At 68.8% G+C, this 17,095-nt stretch carries 16 protein-coding genes; all 16 read right to left on the bottom strand.

Going from position 1 to position 17,095, the window contains the following annotated elements; translation table 11 throughout:
• Positions 1-18: 18 nt before the first annotated feature.
• The 16 genes from atpA to thrB all read right to left on the bottom strand — a co-directional run bounded on the left by atpA (position 19) and on the right by thrB (position 16,839).
• Entirely contained in the window at positions 19-1,611 is a 1,593-nt protein-coding gene (gene atpA, locus ACNYS0_RS14395; RefSeq protein WP_422409844.1) for a F0F1 ATP synthase subunit alpha, read from the bottom strand.
• 119 nt (positions 1,612-1,730) lie between these two features.
• Positions 1,731-2,567: a F0F1 ATP synthase subunit delta gene (locus ACNYS0_RS14400; RefSeq protein ID WP_422473806.1), complete on the bottom strand. Its 837-nt coding sequence runs from the start codon at positions 2,565-2,567 to the stop codon at positions 1,731-1,733.
• Positions 2,564-3,112: a F0F1 ATP synthase subunit B gene (locus tag ACNYS0_RS14405; RefSeq protein WP_422473808.1), complete on the bottom strand. Its 549-nt coding sequence runs from the start codon at positions 3,110-3,112 to the stop codon at positions 2,564-2,566. The genes ACNYS0_RS14400 and ACNYS0_RS14405 overlap by 4 nt, the downstream gene beginning before the upstream one ends.
• A 41-nt stretch (positions 3,113-3,153) precedes the next feature.
• A complete protein-coding gene (gene atpE / locus ACNYS0_RS14410; protein ID WP_385762526.1) occupies positions 3,154-3,393 on the bottom strand; it encodes an ATP synthase F0 subunit C in 240 nt (79 codons plus the stop codon).
• Positions 3,394-3,468: 75 nt separating this feature from the next.
• Entirely contained in the window at positions 3,469-4,239 is a 771-nt protein-coding gene (gene atpB, locus ACNYS0_RS14415; RefSeq protein WP_422482637.1) for a F0F1 ATP synthase subunit A, read from the bottom strand.
• 273 nt (positions 4,240-4,512) lie between these two features.
• Entirely contained in the window at positions 4,513-4,971 is a 459-nt protein-coding gene (locus tag ACNYS0_RS14420; protein WP_422473810.1) for a Cg1360 family ATP-synthase-associated protein, read from the bottom strand.
• A gap of 271 nt (positions 4,972-5,242) precedes the next feature.
• Complete coding sequence (locus ACNYS0_RS14425) at positions 5,243-6,580, bottom strand: MraY family glycosyltransferase (protein ID WP_422473812.1); 1,338 nt, start codon at positions 6,578-6,580, stop codon at positions 5,243-5,245.
• Between the two features lie 140 nt (positions 6,581-6,720).
• The gene (locus tag ACNYS0_RS14430; RefSeq protein ID WP_422473814.1) at positions 6,721-7,983 is read right to left on the bottom strand and encodes a serine hydroxymethyltransferase; all 1,263 of its coding nucleotides are present in this window, start codon (positions 7,981-7,983) and stop codon (positions 6,721-6,723) included.
• Between the two features lie 125 nt (positions 7,984-8,108).
• Complete coding sequence (locus ACNYS0_RS14435) at positions 8,109-8,771, bottom strand: arsenate reductase/protein-tyrosine-phosphatase family protein (RefSeq protein WP_422473816.1); 663 nt, start codon at positions 8,769-8,771, stop codon at positions 8,109-8,111.
• A complete protein-coding gene (locus ACNYS0_RS14440) occupies positions 8,768-9,415 on the bottom strand; it encodes an L-threonylcarbamoyladenylate synthase (protein ID WP_422409834.1) in 648 nt (215 codons plus the stop codon). The genes ACNYS0_RS14435 and ACNYS0_RS14440 overlap by 4 nt, the downstream gene beginning before the upstream one ends.
• Before the next feature lie 74 nt (positions 9,416-9,489).
• A complete protein-coding gene (gene prmC / locus ACNYS0_RS14445) occupies positions 9,490-10,329 on the bottom strand; it encodes a peptide chain release factor N(5)-glutamine methyltransferase (protein WP_399231743.1) in 840 nt (279 codons plus the stop codon).
• Positions 10,330-10,416: 87 nt separating this feature from the next.
• Positions 10,417-11,493: a peptide chain release factor 1 gene (prfA, locus tag ACNYS0_RS14450; protein WP_422473819.1), complete on the bottom strand. Its 1,077-nt coding sequence runs from the start codon at positions 11,491-11,493 to the stop codon at positions 10,417-10,419.
• Between the two features lie 105 nt (positions 11,494-11,598).
• On the bottom strand, positions 11,599-11,820 hold the full coding sequence (gene rpmE, locus ACNYS0_RS14455; protein ID WP_100595864.1) for a 50S ribosomal protein L31: 222 nt from the start codon (positions 11,818-11,820) through the stop codon (positions 11,599-11,601).
• Positions 11,821-11,973: 153 nt separating this feature from the next.
• The gene (locus ACNYS0_RS14460; RefSeq protein ID WP_422473821.1) at positions 11,974-13,077 is read right to left on the bottom strand and encodes an LCP family protein; all 1,104 of its coding nucleotides are present in this window, start codon (positions 13,075-13,077) and stop codon (positions 11,974-11,976) included.
• 329 nt (positions 13,078-13,406) lie between these two features.
• Positions 13,407-15,524 (bottom strand): transcription termination factor Rho, encoded by a 2,118-nt coding sequence (rho, locus tag ACNYS0_RS14465; protein ID WP_422473823.1) that lies wholly within the window; start codon positions 15,522-15,524, stop codon positions 13,407-13,409.
• A gap of 397 nt (positions 15,525-15,921) precedes the next feature.
• Positions 15,922-16,839: a homoserine kinase gene (thrB, locus tag ACNYS0_RS14470; RefSeq protein ID WP_422473825.1), complete on the bottom strand. Its 918-nt coding sequence runs from the start codon at positions 16,837-16,839 to the stop codon at positions 15,922-15,924.
• Between the last annotated feature and the right edge of the window lie 256 nt (positions 16,840-17,095).

Here is a 17,095-nt window from a genome sequence, read left to right on the forward strand (position 1 = left end):
GTCAGGTCCCTTCCGTCGTCACTTACCGGCGGCGGCCGGAGCGTCCTCGCCGAGAAGCTTCCCGTCCGAGGTCTCGAACTGCTTCTTGAACTCGGCAACGGCCTCGTCGATGGCCTGGATGGTGTCGTTCGACATCTTGCCGCCCTCCTTGATGGAGGTCATGAGGCCCTGCTCCTTGCGGTGCAGGTGCTCCAGGAGCTCCTTCTCGAAGCGGCGGATGTCGGCGACCGGCACCTCGTCCATCTTGCCGTTGGTACCGGCCCAGACGGAGACGACCTGGTCCTCGGTGGCCATCGGCTGGTACTGAGCCTGCTTCAGCAGCTCGACCAGACGCTGACCGCGCTCCAGCTGCGACTTCGACGCGGCGTCCAGGTCGGAACCGAAGGCGGCGAACGCCTCCAGCTCGCGGTACTGGGCCAGGTCGAGACGGAGCCGGCCGGAGACCTGCTTCATGGCCTTGTGCTGGGCGGAACCACCCACACGCGAGACCGAGATACCGACGTTCAGGGCCGGACGCTGGCCGGCGTTGAACAGGTCGGACTCCAGGAAGCACTGGCCGTCGGTGATGGAGATGACGTTGGTCGGAATGAACGCCGACACGTCGTTCGCCTTCGTCTCGACGATCGGGAGACCCGTCATCGAACCGGCGCCCATCTCGTCCGAGAGCTTCGCGCAGCGCTCGAGCAGACGGGAGTGCACGTAGAAGACGTCACCCGGGTAGGCCTCGCGCCCCGGCGGGCGGCGGAGCAGCAGGGACACGGCGCGGTAGGCGTCGGCCTGCTTCGAGAGGTCGTCGAAGATGATGAGGACGTGCTTGCCCTCGTACATCCACTGCTGGCCGATGGCCGAGCCGGTGTACGGCGCCAGGTACTTGAAGCCGGCCGGGTCAGACGCCGGGGCGGCGACGATGGTCGTGTACTCCAGCGCGCCGGCCTCTTCGAGGGCGCCACGCACGGAGGCGATGGTCGAACCCTTCTGACCGATGGCGACGTAGATGCAGCGGACCTGCTTCGACGGGTCGCCGGTGCGCCAGTTGTCACGCTGGTTGATGATCGTGTCGACAGCCAGGGCGGTCTTGCCGGTCTGGCGGTCACCGATGACCAGCTGACGCTGGCCACGGCCGACGGGGGTCATCGCGTCGACGGCCTTGTAGCCGGTCTCCATCGGCTCGTGCACCGACTTGCGCTGCATGACCGTGGGGGCCTGCAGCTCAAGGGCACGACGACCGCTGGTCTCGATCTCGCCGAGACCGTCGATCGGGTTGCCGAGCGGGTCGACAACGCGGCCGAGGTAGCCCTCGCCGACACCGACGGACAGGACCTCACCGGTACGCGTGACCGGCTGGCCCTCCTCGACACCGCTGAACTCACCGAGGACGATGGCGCCGATCTCGCGCTCTTCCAGGTTGAGCGCGAGGCCGAGCGTGCCGTCCTCGAACTTCAGCAGTTCGTTGGCCATGGCCGAGGGGAGACCCTCGACCTTCGCGATGCCGTCGCCGGCAAGGGTGACCGTACCGACCTCCTCGCGCGAGGCCGCGTCCGGCTTGTACGCCTGGACAAAGTTCTCCAGCGCGTCCCGGATCTCCTCCGGCCGGATCGTGAGCTCCGCCATCTGGGTTCCCTGCTCTCCTTGTTGGGCCCGAAGTGTTCTTGGGGGGTCTGGGGTCAGCCCCCAGGAATCCTCTGCACGGCCCAACTAGGGCCGTAGTCGTACGTGTTGAGGTGTTGCGGTCAGCCGGCCATGCGGCGGCCGGCCTCCTCGATGCGGTCCGCGATGGAGCCGTTGATGACCTCGTCGCCCACCTGCACCTTGATCCCGCCGAGGACCTCGGGGTCCACGTCCAGGTTCAGGTGCATCTCGCGGCCGTAGAGCTTCGCGAGGGCCGCACCCAGGCGCCGCTTCTGCGCGTCGCTCAGCGGGACCGCCGTGGTGACGACCGCCACCATGCGCTCGCGACGCTCCGCGGCGAGCTTGGAGAGGGACTCGAGTCCCGCTTCCAGGCTACGTCCACGCGGCGCGGTCACAAGACGCGCGACGATCCGCTCGGTGGTGGGCTTGGCCCGACCGTCGAGCAGCCGCTTCACGAGCTCGGCCTTGGCCGAGGCCGATGCCGACTTGTCGGTCAGCGCGGCGCGCAGCTCGGTGTTGGAGGAGACGATCCGGTCGAACCGGAACAGCTCGTCCTCGACGTCGTCGAGGTCACCGTTCTTCTGCGCCGCGGTCAGGTCCGCGGTGTTGGCCAGCTCCTCCAGGGAGTCGACCAGGTCGCGGGAGGCCGACCACCGGGAGCGGACCAGGCCCGACACCAGATCGGCGGCCTCGCCGCTGATCTGGCCACCGAGCAGGCGGCTCGCGAGCTCGGCCTTGGCCTCGCCGGCCTGCGCCGGGTCGGTCAGGACCCGCCGCAGGCTGACCTCGCGGTCGAGCAGCGCGGTCACCGAGGCCAGGTCGCCGGCGAGCGCCTTGGCGTCGACCGAGGCGCGGTTAATGTCCGCAGCGTCGGTCAGCGCGTCCAGACGCTCACGCGCGGCGGCCAGGGCCTCGCGGCTCGCTCCGTGGGCGGTCATCGTGCAGCCTCTGCCTTCTCTTCGAGCTCGTCGAGGAAGCGGTCGATCGTGCGCGACTGCCGGGCGGAGTCCTCGAGGGACTCGCCGACCAGCTTGCCGGCCAGGTCGGTGGCCAGCAGGCCCACGTCCTGGCGCAGCGCCTGAGCGGCGGCCTTGCGGTCGGCCTCGATCTGCGAGTGACCGGCGGCGATGATTTCCTCACGCTGCCGCTGGCCTTCCGCACGCATCTCGGCGATGAGCGAGGCACCCTGCTCCTGCGCCTCCTGGCGCAGCCGCGCGGCCTCGTGCCGGGCCTCGGCAAGCTGAGCCTTGTACTGCTCGAGCACGCTCTGGGCCTCGGTCTGGAGGGCCTCAGCCTTCTCGATGCCGCCTTCGATCTGCGCGTGGCGCTCTTCCAGCGTCTTGTTGATGCGCGGAAGGAGCTTCTTGGCGAAGACGAAGAAGACAATGGCGAAGGCAAGGGTGCCAATGAGCAGCTCGGGACCGGGCGGGAGGAGCGGGTTCTGCTCCTCCTCGGCCGCCAGCTGTACCAGGTTGGCGATCACATCAGTGCCTTTCGTCGAAAGTGTCAGTCAGTACGCGGTGATTACTGACCGAACACGAACGGCATAACGATGCCGATCAGGGCGAGCGCCTCACAGAAGGCGAAGCCGAGGATCTGGTTGGCGCGGATCAGGCCGGCGGCCTCGGGCTGACGGGCCAGCGCCTGGGTGCCGTTGCCGAAGACGATGCCGACGCCGATGCCGGGGCCGATCGCGGCGAGACCATAACCGATGGAACCGAGGGAGCCGGAGACGCCAGCGGCGAGTTCGATGGACGCGGACATGCCGTTACTTCCTTTTCTTTACGAACCGGTGGGGGTTGTCCACCGGACGACCTGGGGTGGTTGGACGGGTGGGGCTCAGTGGTGCTCGGCGAGAGCGCCCTGAATGTACGTGCAGGCCAGGAGGACGAAGACGTACGCCTGGACGGCCTGAACGAAAAGCTCGAAGAGGATCATCGCGATCGTCATCACGAAGGAGACGCCCGCGGCCGGGATCATCCAGCTGTTCAGCAGGTACCAGGAGGCGACGGTGAACATCACCAGCATCAGGTGACCCGCGAACATGTTCGCGAAGAGTCGCACCGCGTGCGTGAACGGGCGGACCAGCAGGTTCGAGAAGAACTCGATGAACGAGACCAGCCACTTGATCGGCCCGAGCGACGGGTCGTAGCCGGTGACGTTCTTCCAACCACCCACGAAACCGTGGCGCTTGAAGGTCAGCGGCACCCAGATCAGGTACACGATCACCGCGAGGACGATCGGGTACGCGATGACCGAGGAGACCGGGAACTGGGCCAGCGGGACGACCGACCAGACGTTCATGATCCAGATGAAGAAGAACATCGAGACCATGATCGGTACGTACTTCTCGCCCTCCTTCTTGCCCAGCGTCTCGTAGACGATGTTGCGGCGGACGAAGTCGTAGCCGGCCTCACCGATCATCTGGATCTTCCCGGGGACGACCTTGGAGCGGCCGAAGGCGAAGAAGAAGAAAACGCAGATGACGATCGTGGTGAGCAGGGCGAGCAGCATCACCTTGTTGAAGTAGAACCAGCCGAAGTCGGCAATCGGTTCGAACAGGAAGGAGTGCAGGCCCGGCGCCGGGAAGCCGCATCCGTTGTCGGACATGATCCGACAGCTCCAGTCAAAGGCGAGCTGGGTCGTGTCAGCACTCACCGCGGGCTCCTTCGGCGTGACGCATAAGTACGGCAACCTCGTTGTGTCGGTGCGGCGTGCAGCCGCGGATCGGCACCGGTCTGGTGTTTCGGGCGTGGGGGCGGCGGGCAGGCAGTGAGCCTCGCGATCGTGCAGGCGTCAGCTCTCGTGCCCGCGCCGGCGATGCCGCAGTTGGCACCGGACGATAGCAGCCCGACGAACGGGCGTTTATCCCGGCCCTACCTCTCACGATGACGACCCGGTCTTCTCGGCTTTCTCACTGGTCCCGGTCCCCTTGGAACCGGGAGCCGCCTCGGGATCGATATAGAAAACCTTGGCCTTCATGTGCGCGCGGGCCTGGGCCGCCATCCACACGACGGTCGAGACGACCAGAGAGACGGCAAAGGTCTTGGGATTGAAGAGAGTCGTGTCCTTGAAAATGGCCACGAAGATCATGAGCAGCAGCAGCTGGGCGACGTAGAGCATCAGCCCCATCGCCTGGAACAGCTGCGGAAGCGATTTTGCCGTGCGAATCAGCACGACCTGCCCGAGGCCCATGAACACGATCACCACAAGAGCACCGACCAGCGCACCGATGGCCCCCTTGCCCCCCGCAACCACACCACTGATCACCGCGGCAATCACGCCTGCGGCGGCGGTGGGTACGACGGTGTGAAGAAGGGTCCGTGCGTCATTGGACGGCATGGCGGCAGCTCCGCTTACTGGTGTGGGGCAGGTGTCGTCATGGACGAGCGTAGTCCGGGGATTCAGCAGTCCGATTCGGGCCAAATGACCGTCGCACTACGGCCTTTCGGTCCTTCCCCCGGCTTCGTGAACGGTATCACAAACTATTTGATGCGGTCTTTACCTAGAAGGTGTGCCAACCGTCACACGTGAGGGGGAACCTGCGCGTCTGTGCACGCACAGGGTCAACATGTCTGGTATTGGGCTCATTTCGGGTCCCGCGCTCGTCACGTCAACGCGACGTTCCGGCCTTACGCCGATCCGTGAAGCGCGAACGGGCGCCGATCGCCGTCGCCCCGTTGACACCCGCGGGGATCCGGTCGCGGTCCCGTTCGCCCTCGGGGACCTCGGCACCCTCGGACGGCTCGGCCGCCCCGTCCCCCTCTGCGGCCTCGGCCGGCCGCCGGTAGCGCGGCGGGACCAAGTGCTGGGCCCAGCGCGGCGCGTGCGGCGTGAAGCGCGGCAGCAGCAGCATGACGAGCCCGACGAAGCTCAGCGCGACGAGGGTGAGCATGACCCACATCCCCGACGCGGAGTGCACGGAGTAGGCGACCGCCCCGAAGGCGATGAGCCCCGACCAGAAGTACATGATCAGCACCGCGCGGGAGTGCGAGTGACCGATCTCCAGGAGCCGGTGGTGCAGATGCCCGCGGTCCGCGGCGAACGGCGACTGCCCGTTCCAGGTGCGGCGCACGATCGCGAGCACGAGGTCCGCGAACGGGATCGCGATGATCGTCAGCGGCATCAGCAGCGGGATGAAGACGGGCAGCATCGCGTGCGTGGTGTCACGGGTGGAGCCGCCGAGGTTGAGCTTGAGCGCGTCCGGGTCGACCTGTCCCGTGATGGAGATCGCACCGGCCGCCAGGACCAGGCCGATGAGCATGGAGCCCGAGTCGCCCATGAAGATTCTGGCCGGATGGATGTTGTGCGGCAGGAAGCCCAGACACATGCCCATCAGGATCGCCGCGAACAGCGTGGCCGGGGCCGCTGACTCGATGCCGTAGCCGTACCAGATCCGGTACGCGTACAGGAAGAACGCGCAGGCGGCGATGCACACCATGCCCGCCGCGAGGCCGTCGAGACCGTCGACGAAGTTCACGGCGTTGATGGTGATCACGACGAGCGCGACGGTGAGCAGGGTCCCCTGCCACTGGGTCAGCGAGACCGTGCCGACACCCGGGATCGGCAGCCACAGGATCGTCAGGCCCTGCATGACCATCACGCCCGCGGCGATCATCTGACCGCCGAGCTTGATCAGGGCGTCGATCTCGAACTTGTCGTCCAGGACGCCGATCAGCCAGATGAGGGCCGCTCCCGAGAGCAGCGCCCGCGGTTCGTTCGAGGACTCGAAGACCTTGTCCAGGTTGGTCAGGTGGTCGGCGACCAACAGGCCCGCGCACAGGCCGAAGAACATGGCGATACCGCCGAGCCGCGGCGTGGGCTCCCGGTGCACGTCACGCGCACGGATCTCCGGCATCGCGCCGGCCACGATCGCGAACTTCCGCACCGGGCCTGTGAGCAGATAGGTCACCGCGGCCGTGATGCAGAGCGTCAGCAGGTATTCACGCACGGGCTTCCCCACAGGTATCGCTGGCCATCTCAGCCCCACACCCTAGTCTCGCGTGCTTAGGGTTGGGGACTTCCGGGTAGCGACGATGGTTGCACGGCTGACGGTTCCAGAGACGTACCTGGTGCGACGCAGGGGGTGTCTTACTGGGCGCATACCCCGTTCCGGGCGGGGTACGGGGGGAATCTTCCAGCCAGTTCGCGCACCTCTTCCCGGACGGTGCGGACGTCGAGAACGCCCCGTACGACACCCGACAGGAGCACCGCGATGCGGGCCATCTCTCCTTCACCCATGCCCTGGGTGGTGACGGCGGCGGTGCCCAGGCGCAGTCCTCGGCCGCCCTCATGGGGCAGGGCACATGTGTCGAGGATCATGCCCGCGGAGGCCAGCCGGCCGCGCGCCACCGCGCCCGCGACGCCGAGCGGGGCCGGGTCGAGGGTGACCAGATGGGTGTCGGTGCCGCCCGTGGTGACGCCGAGGCCCTCCGCCTCCAGGGCCCCCGCGAGCAGCCGCGCGTTGGCGACGACCTGATGGGCGTACCCGGTGAAGGCGGGCCTCGCCGCCTCGCCGAAGGCGACGGCCTTCGCGGCGATCGTGTGCATCTGGGCGCCGCCCTGGGTGAAGGGGAAGACGGCCCGGTCGACGCGGTCCGCCAGCTCCGCGGAGCACAGCAGCATCCCGCCGCGCGGCCCGCGCAGCACCTTGTGCGTGGTGGCGCAGACGATGTCGGCGTACGGGACCGGGTTCGGGGCCGCTCCCCCGGCGACCAGGCCGATGGGGTGCGCGGCGTCGGCGATGAGGTGCGCGCCCACGTCGTCGGCGATCTCGCGGAAGGCGGCGTAGTCGATGTGCCGGGGGTACGAGATCGAGCCACACACGATCGCCTTGGGGCGGTGGGCGCGGGCCGCCGCGCGGACCTGCTCGTAGTCGATGAGCCCGCTCTCCGCGTCGACGCCGTACGGGACGAAGTCGAACCAGCGGCCCGAGAAGTTGGCCGGGGAACCGTGCGTGAGGTGGCCGCCGGACGGCAGGCCCATCGCGAGGACGGTGTCGCCGGGCTTCAGCAGGACGGCGTACGCGGCGAGCACGGCCGAAGAGCCGCTGTGCGCCTGTACGTTGACGTGTTCGGCGCCGAAGAGGGCCTTCGCGCGGTCGACGGCGAGGCGCTCGGCGACGTCGACGAGTTCGCAGCCGCCGTGGTGGCGGGCGCCGGGGTAGCCCTCCGCGTACTTGTTGGCGAGCGGGGAGCCGAGGGCCGCGAGGACCGCGGGGGACGTGAAGTTCTCCGCGGCGATGAGCTGGAGGGAGTCCGCCTGGCGGGCGGCCTCCCCGAGGAGGATCTCGGCCAGTTCGGGATCCTGCCGCTGTAGCTCCGCTGTGGCTGCGGGTTCTGTCATCACCGGCATGGTCGGCTCCGGGCCTCGCGTCGGGGAGGTTGGTGCCTTCCAATGTAGATCCGCAGCGTTGCGCCCGCCCGTGCTCACGTCACGGGGCTCCGCCCCGGACCCCGCGCCTCAATCGCCGGCGGGGCTTACTTGTGCACGCCCGTCAGGGCCGTCACCACCGGGTCCAGGGCCTCGTTGATCTCGCCGCCCACCGACTGGAAGAACGGGAGGGGTGCGCCGTACGGGTCGTAGACCTCGTCCGCTTCCATCGACGGGGCGAGCAGCCACCCGCGCAGCGCGGCCGCCGCACGGACCAGGGAGCGCGCGCGTTCCACCACGCCGGACTCCACGGGGTCAGGGAGCGTGGCCGGGTCTATGGCCTGCACGAGCCGCGTGAACTCCTTCAGCGTGAACGTGCGCAGGCCCGCGCTGTGGCCCATGGAGATGACCTGCGCGCGGTGGTCGCGGGTCGCGGTCAGGACCAGGTCGGCCCTTATGACGTGGTCGTCGAGGAGCTCACGGCCCACGAAGCCGGAGGCGTCCGCGCCGAAGTCGGCCAGGACCGTTTCCGCATTGGCCTCCATGGGCGCGCCCTCGTGGCCCCAGGTGCCCGCGCTCTCCACGACGAGACCGCCGGCGAGCGGCGCGCCGAGCCGGTCCGCGAGGGCATGCCTGGTCAGCCGCTCGGTGATCGGCGAGCGGCACACATTGCCGGTGCTGACGTGGAGGATGCGGAAGGTGTCGCCGGGGAGTGCCGGCGTGCGTACGTACCCGTTGCCTATGCCACGCCCCGTCTCAGGGGCTGTCAATTCGCCACCTCGAGGTCGGGTACGACCTTGCGCAGCTCGTCCGCGGTCAGCGCGCCCTCGCGCAGCAGAACCGGGATCTTGCCGGTGACGTCGACGATGGAGGACGGGATGTTGCCGGGCGTCGGCCCCCCGTCGAGGTAGACGGAGACGGAGTCGCCGAGCATCTCCTGCGCGGCGTCGCAGTCCTCGGGGGCCGGGTGTCCTGTCAGGTTGGCCGAGGACAGCGCCATCGGGCCGACCTCGGTGAGCAGTTCGATGGCGACGGGGTGCAGCGGCATCCGGACCGCGACGGTGCCACGGGTGTTGCCGAGGTCCCACTGGAGCGACGGCTGCTGCTTGGCGACGAGGGTCAGGCCGCCCGGCCAGAACGCGTCGACCAGTTCCCAGGCCATCTCGGAGAAGTCCGTGACGAGGCCGTGCAGCGTGTTCGGCGAGGGGATGACGACCGGCGTCGGCATGGTGCGCCCGCGGCCCTTCGCCTCCAGGAGGTCACCGACCGCCTCGGGCGTGAAGGCGTCGGCACCGATGCCGTACACGGTGTCGGTGGGCAGCACGACCAGCTCGCCGCGGCGGACTGCCGAGGCGGCTTCACGCAGGCCGGTAGCGCGGTCGACTGCGTCGTTGGTGTCGTAACGCCGTGCCATCTAGCGGGCCTCCTGCTCGGTGTGCTGGTCTGCGGATCGCTCGAATTCATCAAACTCAACGGACAACGCGTCGGTCACGGCAACGCCTTGCGGGCCGTCGCGAACCTCGGGCGGTTGTTGAGGTCGGGGTGGTCGGCGGCGTCCGCCCAGCCCCGCTCCTCGGTGAAGATCCACGGCACCTGGCCGCCCTGGGTGTCCGCGTGCTCGATGACGACGATGCCGCCGGGGCGGAGCAGCCGGTGGGCGGTGCGCTCGATGCCACGGATCAGGTCGAGCCCGTCCTCGCCGGAGAACAGGGCGAGGTCCGGATCGTAGTCACGGGCCTCGGGCGCCACGTACTCCCACTCGGTGAGCGGGATGTACGGCGGGTTCGAGATCACCAGATCGACCTGGCCGTCGAGGTCCGGAAAGGCCGTCAGGGCGTCGCCCTGGCGCAGGTCGACCCTGGACCCCTCGACGTTCTTGCGCGTCCATTTGAGCGCGTCCTCGGACAGCTCCACGGCGTGCACGCGCGAGCGCGGCACCTCCTGGGCGAGCGCGAGCGCGATGGCGCCCGACCCCGAGCAGAGATCGACGATGAGCGGCTCGACGACGTCCATCGCGCGCACGGCGTCTATGGCCCAGCCGACGACCGACTCGGTCTCCGGGCGCGGCACGAAGACGCCGGGACCGACCTGGAGCTCCAGATAGCGGAAGTAGGCGTGCCCGGTGATGTGCTGGAGCGGCTCGCGGGCCTCGCGGCGCGCGGTCGCCTCCCAGTACCGGGCGTCGAAGTCCACGTCCTTGACGGTGTGCAGTTCGCCCCGCTTGACCCCGTGCACGTAGGCGGCGAGCTCCTCCGCGTCATTGCGCGGCGAGGGCACGCCGGCGTCGGCGAGCCGCTGAGTGGCCTGGGCCACTTCCGCGAGCAGCACGCTGCGGGGGTTCGAGGGTCGCCCCCCAAAATGTTGCTGCACGCTGGTCCTCCGGGCTGAGCTGTCGTACGGGCGGGCTGTGCGGTGTTACGCGGCGGCGAGCTTGGCGGCCGAGTCCGCGTCGACGCACGCCTGGATCACGGAGTCGAGATCGCCGTCGAGCACCTGGTCCAGGTTGTAGGCCTTGAAGCCGACACGGTGGTCCGAGATGCGGTTCTCCGGGAAGTTGTACGTACGGATCTTCTCGGAGCGGTCGACGGTGCGGACCTGGCTGCGACGGGCGTCGGCCGCCTCGGCCTCGGCCTTCTCCTGCGCCGCGGCAAGGAGCCTGGAGCGCAGGATACGCATCGCCTGCTCCTTGTTCTGCAATTGGGACTTCTCGTTCTGGCAGGAAGCCACGACGCCGGTGGGGATGTGCGTGATCCGGACGGCGGAGTCGGTCGTGTTGACGGACTGCCCGCCGGGGCCGGAGGACCGGTACACGTCGATGCGCAGATCGTTCGCGTGGATCTCGACGTCGACCTCCTCGGCCTCGGGCGTGACAAGGACGCCCGCCGCGGAGGTGTGGATGCGGCCCTGCGACTCGGTCGAGGGCACGCGCTGCACGCGGTGCACGCCGCCCTCGTACTTGAGGCGGGCCCAGACACCCTGGCCGGGCTCGGTCGCGCCGTTCCCGCCCTTGGTCTTCACGGCGACCTGGACGTCCTTGTAGCCGCCCAGCTCGGACTCGGTGGCGTCGATGATCTCGGTCTTCCAGCCGATGCGCTCCGCGTAGCGCAGGTACATGCGCAGCAGGTCGCCCGCGAACAGCGCGGACTCGTCACCGCCGGCGCCGGCCTTGATCTCGAGGATCACGTCCTTGTCGTCGGACGGGTCGCGGGGCACCAGCAGAAGCCGCAGCTTCTCGGTGATCTCCTCGCGCTGCTGCTCCAGTTCCTTGACCTCGGCCGCGAAGTCCGGGTCGTCGGCGGCGAACTCCTTCGCCGTCTCGATGTCGTCCCCGGTCTGCTTCCAGGAGCGGTACGTGGTGACGATCGGGGTCAGCTCGGCGTAACGCTTGTTGAGCTTGCGCGCGTTGGCCTGGTCGGCGTGGACCGAGGGGTCCGCGAGCTTCTGCTCCAGATCGGCGTGCTCACCGATCAATTCCTCGACGGCCTCGAACATCTCCGGCTCCTGCAGGTACGGGGGTCAAAAGGGGCTGCACCGCAAAGCGCCGGTCCCGGTGCCCCCGTGTGACCAGGGGCACCGAAGACCGGCGCTGAAGCCTCGCTACTTGTTGGCAGCGGCAGCCTTGCCGAAGCGGGCCTCGAAGCGGGCCACGCGGCCACCGGTGTCGAGGATCTTCTGCTTGCCCGTGTAGAACGGGTGGCACTCGGAGCAGACCTCGGCACGGACGGTGCCGGACGAGATGGTGCTACGGGTGGTGAACGACGCGCCGCAGGTGCAAGAGACCTGCGTCTCGACGTACTCGGGGTGAATGTCGCGCTTCAAGGTGTCTCCTAGGTTCGGGAGGGCGCCGGGTCGCTGACGCGGGATGCGGGAGCGTGAACCGGGGCCGACGTACCAGTCTGCCAGGACTGGCCGTATCCCCCAAAACCGAGGAGGGCCCGGAAGTATTCCCGGCCCTCCCCGAGGGGGTCGCGGCTACTTCACGACGCTGTCGGCGGAGCCCTTGGCGGAGTCCTTCGTGGCCGACTTCGGCACCGGCTTGTCGCCCTTGAGGGCCTTCCAGACCTTGTCCGCGTTGGTCTCGTCGAGCAGCACGCGGTTGGCGTCGTTCGGGTCGTACTTCACCGGCAGCGTCACCATGTTCATGTCGCCGGAGCCGATGCCCTTGAGGCCGCTCGCGAACGAGGTCAGGTCCTTGACCGAGGCCAGCTGCGAGTCCGTGGTCACCGTCTTCGTGGCGGTGTTCGCGAGTGCGTACAGCTTGCTCGGGCTGGTGAAGACGCCGACGCTCTTGATCTGGTCCATCAGGGCCTTCATGAACGACTGCTGGAGCTGGATGCGCCCCAGGTCGCTGCCGTCGCCGACGCCGTGCCGGGTGCGGACGAGGCCGAGGGACTGCTCGCCGCTGAGCTTGTGCGTGCCGGCGGCGAGGTTCAGATGGCTGTCGGGGTCGTTGATCGCCTTGGTGGTGGTGACCTTGACGCCCCCGAGGTCGTCGATCAGCCGCTGGAAGCCGCTGAAGTCGACCTCCACGTAGTGGTCCATGCGGATTCCGCTCAGGGACTCGACGGTCTTCACCGCGCAGGCCGCGCCGCCCGTCGAGTACGCGGAGTTGAACATGACCTCGTTCTGCGCCGGGTACTCGTTGCCCTTCTTGTCCGTGCACGAGGGCCGGTCGATGAGCGTGTCCCGGGGGATGGAGACGATGCTCGCCTTCTTGTGGCCCTTGTAGACGTGCACGACCATCGCGGTGTCGGAGCGCGCCGAGCCCTCGTCGGCGCCGCCGCCCACCTTCTCGTTGTCGCCGGCCCGGGTGTCGGAGCCGAGGACGAGGATGTCCTCGGAGCCGTTGTCCACGTTCTGCGGACGGTCGGTGCCCAGCTGCGCGTTGATGTCTACGCTCTTGATGTTGCCGTTGAGCTGGAAGTAGACGTACCCCAGGCCGGTGCCACCGAGGACGACGACGCCCGCGGCGCTCCACGCCGCGATGCGCAGCGCCTTGCTGCCCCCGCTGCGCGCCTTGCGGCGGCTGCCCTTGGCGCTGCGGTGGCGCCCGGGCTTGCTGTCACGGTCCGGCATAACTCCTCGCAGGTTCGTCTGCTTCTGATCCTTCGGCCCGCTTCTTCGTTCACTCGGTGTGACGACGGACCGGGAAGAAGGGTTGCACAAACGTATGTGCGCATTCTGGGACGGAGTTGCGACGGTACGTAGCGGCACCAATGGCCAGCAACCCTCTCACCTGCACTTTCACGCCCATGTGCCGCATGCTTCACAGAGGGCACAGATCCTTATACGTGTGGTGAAGGTCTCCGGGCGCCGGGTGCCCCGATCCGGTCCGACCAGGCATGGAAAAGGGCTGGGCCCGCCGCACGAAGCGGCGGGCCCAGCCCCTGGATCCGGGTGAAGCGTCAGTCGTTGCCGTTGCCCGGCGTCGGCGTCGTCTTCTGGATCTGAAGCAGGAACTCCGCGTTGGACTTCGTCTGCTTCATCTTGTCGAGCAGCAGCTCGATCGCCTGCTGCTGGTCGAGCGCGTGCAGCACGCGACGCAGCTTCCAGGTGATCGCCAGCTCGTCGCTGCCGAGCAGGATCTCTTCCTTACGCGTACCGGACGCGTCGACGTCCACCGCCGGGAAGATGCGCTTGTCGGCGAGCTTGCGGTCGAGCTTGAGCTCGGCGTTGCCGGTGCCCTTGAACTCCTCGAAGATGACCTCGTCCATGCGGGACCCGGTGTCCACCAGCGCGGTGGCGAGGATGGTCAGCGAGCCGCCGTCCTCGATGTTGCGGGCCGCACCGAAGAAGCGCTTCGGCGGGTACAGGGCGGTCGAGTCGACACCACCGGACAGGATGCGGCCGGAGGCCGGGGCGGCGAGGTTGTACGCACGGCCCAGACGCGTGATCGAGTCGAGCAGCACGACGACGTCGTGACCCAGCTCCACGAGGCGCTTGGCGCGCTCGATGGCGAGCTCGGCGACCGTGGTGTGGTCCTCGGCCGGACGGTCGAAGGTCGAGGAGATGACCTCGCCCTTCACCGACCGCTGCATGTCGGTGACCTCTTCCGGACGCTCGTCGACGAGGACGACCATCAGGTGGCACTCGGGGTTGTTCACCGTGATCGCGTTGGCGATCGACTGGAGGATCATGGTCTTGCCGGTCTTCGGCGGGGCCACGATCAGACCGCGCTGGCCCTTGCCGATCGGCGCGACGAGGTCGATGATCCGCGTCGTCAGCACGCCCGGGTCCGTCTCCAGGCGGAGGCGGTCCTGCGGGTAAAGGGGCGTCAGCTTGTTGAACTCCGGGCGCCCGCGGCCGGATTCGGCCGCCATGCCGTTCGCCGAGTCGAGGCGGACGAGCGCGTTGAACTTCTCGCGGCGCTCGCCTTCCTTCGGCTGCCGCACGGCACCGGTGACGTGGTCACCCTTGCGCAGGCCGTTCTTGCGGACCTGGGCCAGGGAGACGTAGACGTCATTGGGACCCGGCAGGTAGCCCGACGTACGGATGAAGGCGTAGTTGTCGAGGATGTCGAGGATGCCCGCGACGGGGATCAGGACGTCGTCCTCGGAGATCTGCGGCTCGTTGCCGAAGCCCTGCTCGTCACGCCCACGACGCCCACGGCGGTCGCGGTAACGGCCGCGGCGCCCGCGACGGCCGCCGCCGTCGTCGTCGTAGCCGTCGTCCTGCTGCTGGTTGTTCCGGCCGCCGCCCTGCTGGTTGTTCCGTCCGCCGCCCTGGCTGTTACCGCCCTGGTCGTCGCCCTTGCCGCCGCGGCGGTCGCGGTCGCGGCCACCCTCGCGGCCGCCGTCGCGGTCGCGTCCGCCACGGCCGCCGCCCTGGCGGTCACGGCGGTCGCGACGACCCTCGTGGTTGCCGTCCTGGCCGCCGTCGCCCTTGGCGCCGTCGCCGCCGTCCTGACGCTCCTGCTTGTCCTGACGGTCCTGCTGGCGGTCCTGCCGGTCGGACTTGGCCTCGGCGGTGACCGTCTCGGGGCTGCCCGCCTCGGACGTGGCGCGGCGGCGGCGACGCTCGCCGGCCGGCTGCTCGTCACCGGCGCCCTGGCCGGGGATGTCGATCTGCTGCTGGGCGGCGGACTTCTTCGCCTTGGCGTCTCCCGCCTCGGCCTGCTGCGTCTTGTCGGCCTTGTCGGCCTTGCCGCCCGACTTCGCGGGCGCGGCGTCGGCCGCGGACTCCTCGCCGGTACGGGCCTTCGAGGTGGCCCGCCGCTTCGGCTTCGTCTCTGCGGCGTCGGCGCTCTTCGCGGGGGCGGACTGTGAGTTGCCTCCCCCGGACTGCGCCTCCTTGATGACCTCGATCAACTGGCTCTTGCGCATCCGCGCGGTGCCCTTGATTCCGAGGCCCGATGCGACCTGCTGCAGCTCGGCCAGCACCATGCCGTCAAGGCCGGTACCGCGGCGCCGCCGGGAGCCCGTAGCACCGGCGGCGGGCGCGGCAGAGGCGTCCGCAGAGGACGCGGCGGGCGCGGCAGCAGAGCTGTCGGCAGTCACGCCCATCAGATCGGTGGTGTCGCTCACGAAGGGTCCTTCCCTGGAGCGGACGTCGGCCTGTCTGGCTCGGCGACCGGTTGTGCTGTCCGGCGGAGGTCCTGCCTGTACGGACCGTGCCGGGGCGGTTGTCCGCCGAAGAGGCGGAAGAATTCGGTGGTGACGGCGTAGCCCGATTCCGCGGGTGCACTGGATTTCTGTGTCACGCGGCTCGGTCACGCCGGTTCCGGAGCGTGCTCGCCACTCTTCAGTGCCACGTCTCGACATGCGAGGACGATGCAAAGAATCGCTGGGGAGGCTCCCGGAAGAATGGTTGTCCCTGACGGGGACACACAGCACCTCGCCATGGTAGGGCCGGGTGCAGACTTGAGGTTAACACTACCGGATCCAACAAACATTCCCCCTCTCGTATTCCGGCAACCGGGTGTCAGGAGCCAAGCGGCAGCACGCTCGCTCCGTCGACATCGAGGTCAAGGCGGTTCGCCGCCCAGCCCTCCCCGGCCAGCCGGGCGACCTTGTCGGCCGTTTCTTCCTCCACCAGAGCGAGGACCGTCGGCCCCGCCCCGGAGATCATCGCGGGCACCCCGTCGGCCCGCAGCCGCTCCACCAGGGCGGCGCTCTCCGGCATCGCCGGCGCCCTGTACTCCTGGTGAAGACGGTCTTCCGTGGCCGGGAGCAGCAGCTCGGGGCGCCTGGTCAGGGCCTCGACGAGCAGGGCCGCCCGGCCCGCGTTGGCCGCGGCGTCCACGTGCGGGACGGTGCGCGGCAGGAGTCCTCGCGCCATTTCGGTGAGGACGGGCTTTCCGGGGACGAAGACCACCGGAACGATGGAACTGGCGGCGTCGAGACGGACCGCCCGGCCCGCGCCGGTCTCGGTCCACGCGATGGTGAAGCCGCCGAGCAGGCACGGGGCCACGTTGTCGGGGTGGCCCTCGATCTCGGTGGCGAGTTCGAGCAGCGCCGCGTCGTCGAGCAGGGCGCCCCCGCCTATCGTCACGGCGCGCGCGGCGACCACGGCGGACACGATCGCGGCGGACGAGGAGCCCAGGCCACGGCCGTGCGGGATCCGGTTGGCGCAGACGATCTCGAGGCCGCGCGGCTGTCCGCCGAGGGCGTCGAAGGCCGTGCGCAGGGACCGTACGAGAAGGTGCGACTCGTCGCGGGGCAGGGTCTCGGAGCCCTCTCCCGCGATGTCGATGTTCAGCCCGGAGTCGGCGACCCTGACGACCACGTCGTCGTAGAGCCCCAGCGACAGGCCGAGGCTGTCGAAGCCCGGGCCGAGATTGGCGCTGGTGGCGGGGACGCGCACCCTGACGGCGGCGGCGCGGAAAGCGGGACCGGCCATCGGTCGATGACTCTCCTTGAGCTGCGGGATGTTTCGAGAACTTCCGATGTCTTGTGATGCGTACGTCGACACCCGGGCCGCGATCGACGGAACAGCGGCGGCACCACGGCATATGCGGTGGGCGGGTTCGATACAGCCTATCGAAGGAAGGTTCAGTGGCGACATAGGGCGCACAGGAGGCGCACGATGCGTGTCGTAAGCCCCCCCTGTGCACCCCCTGTACTGAAACGCCCAGTTGACGAGGTGTCAGTGTCGC

Origin of the sequence: Streptomyces anthophorae (assembly GCF_049310305.1) — a bacterium.
In the GTDB taxonomy this organism is placed as follows: domain Bacteria; phylum Actinomycetota; class Actinomycetes; order Streptomycetales; family Streptomycetaceae; genus Streptomyces.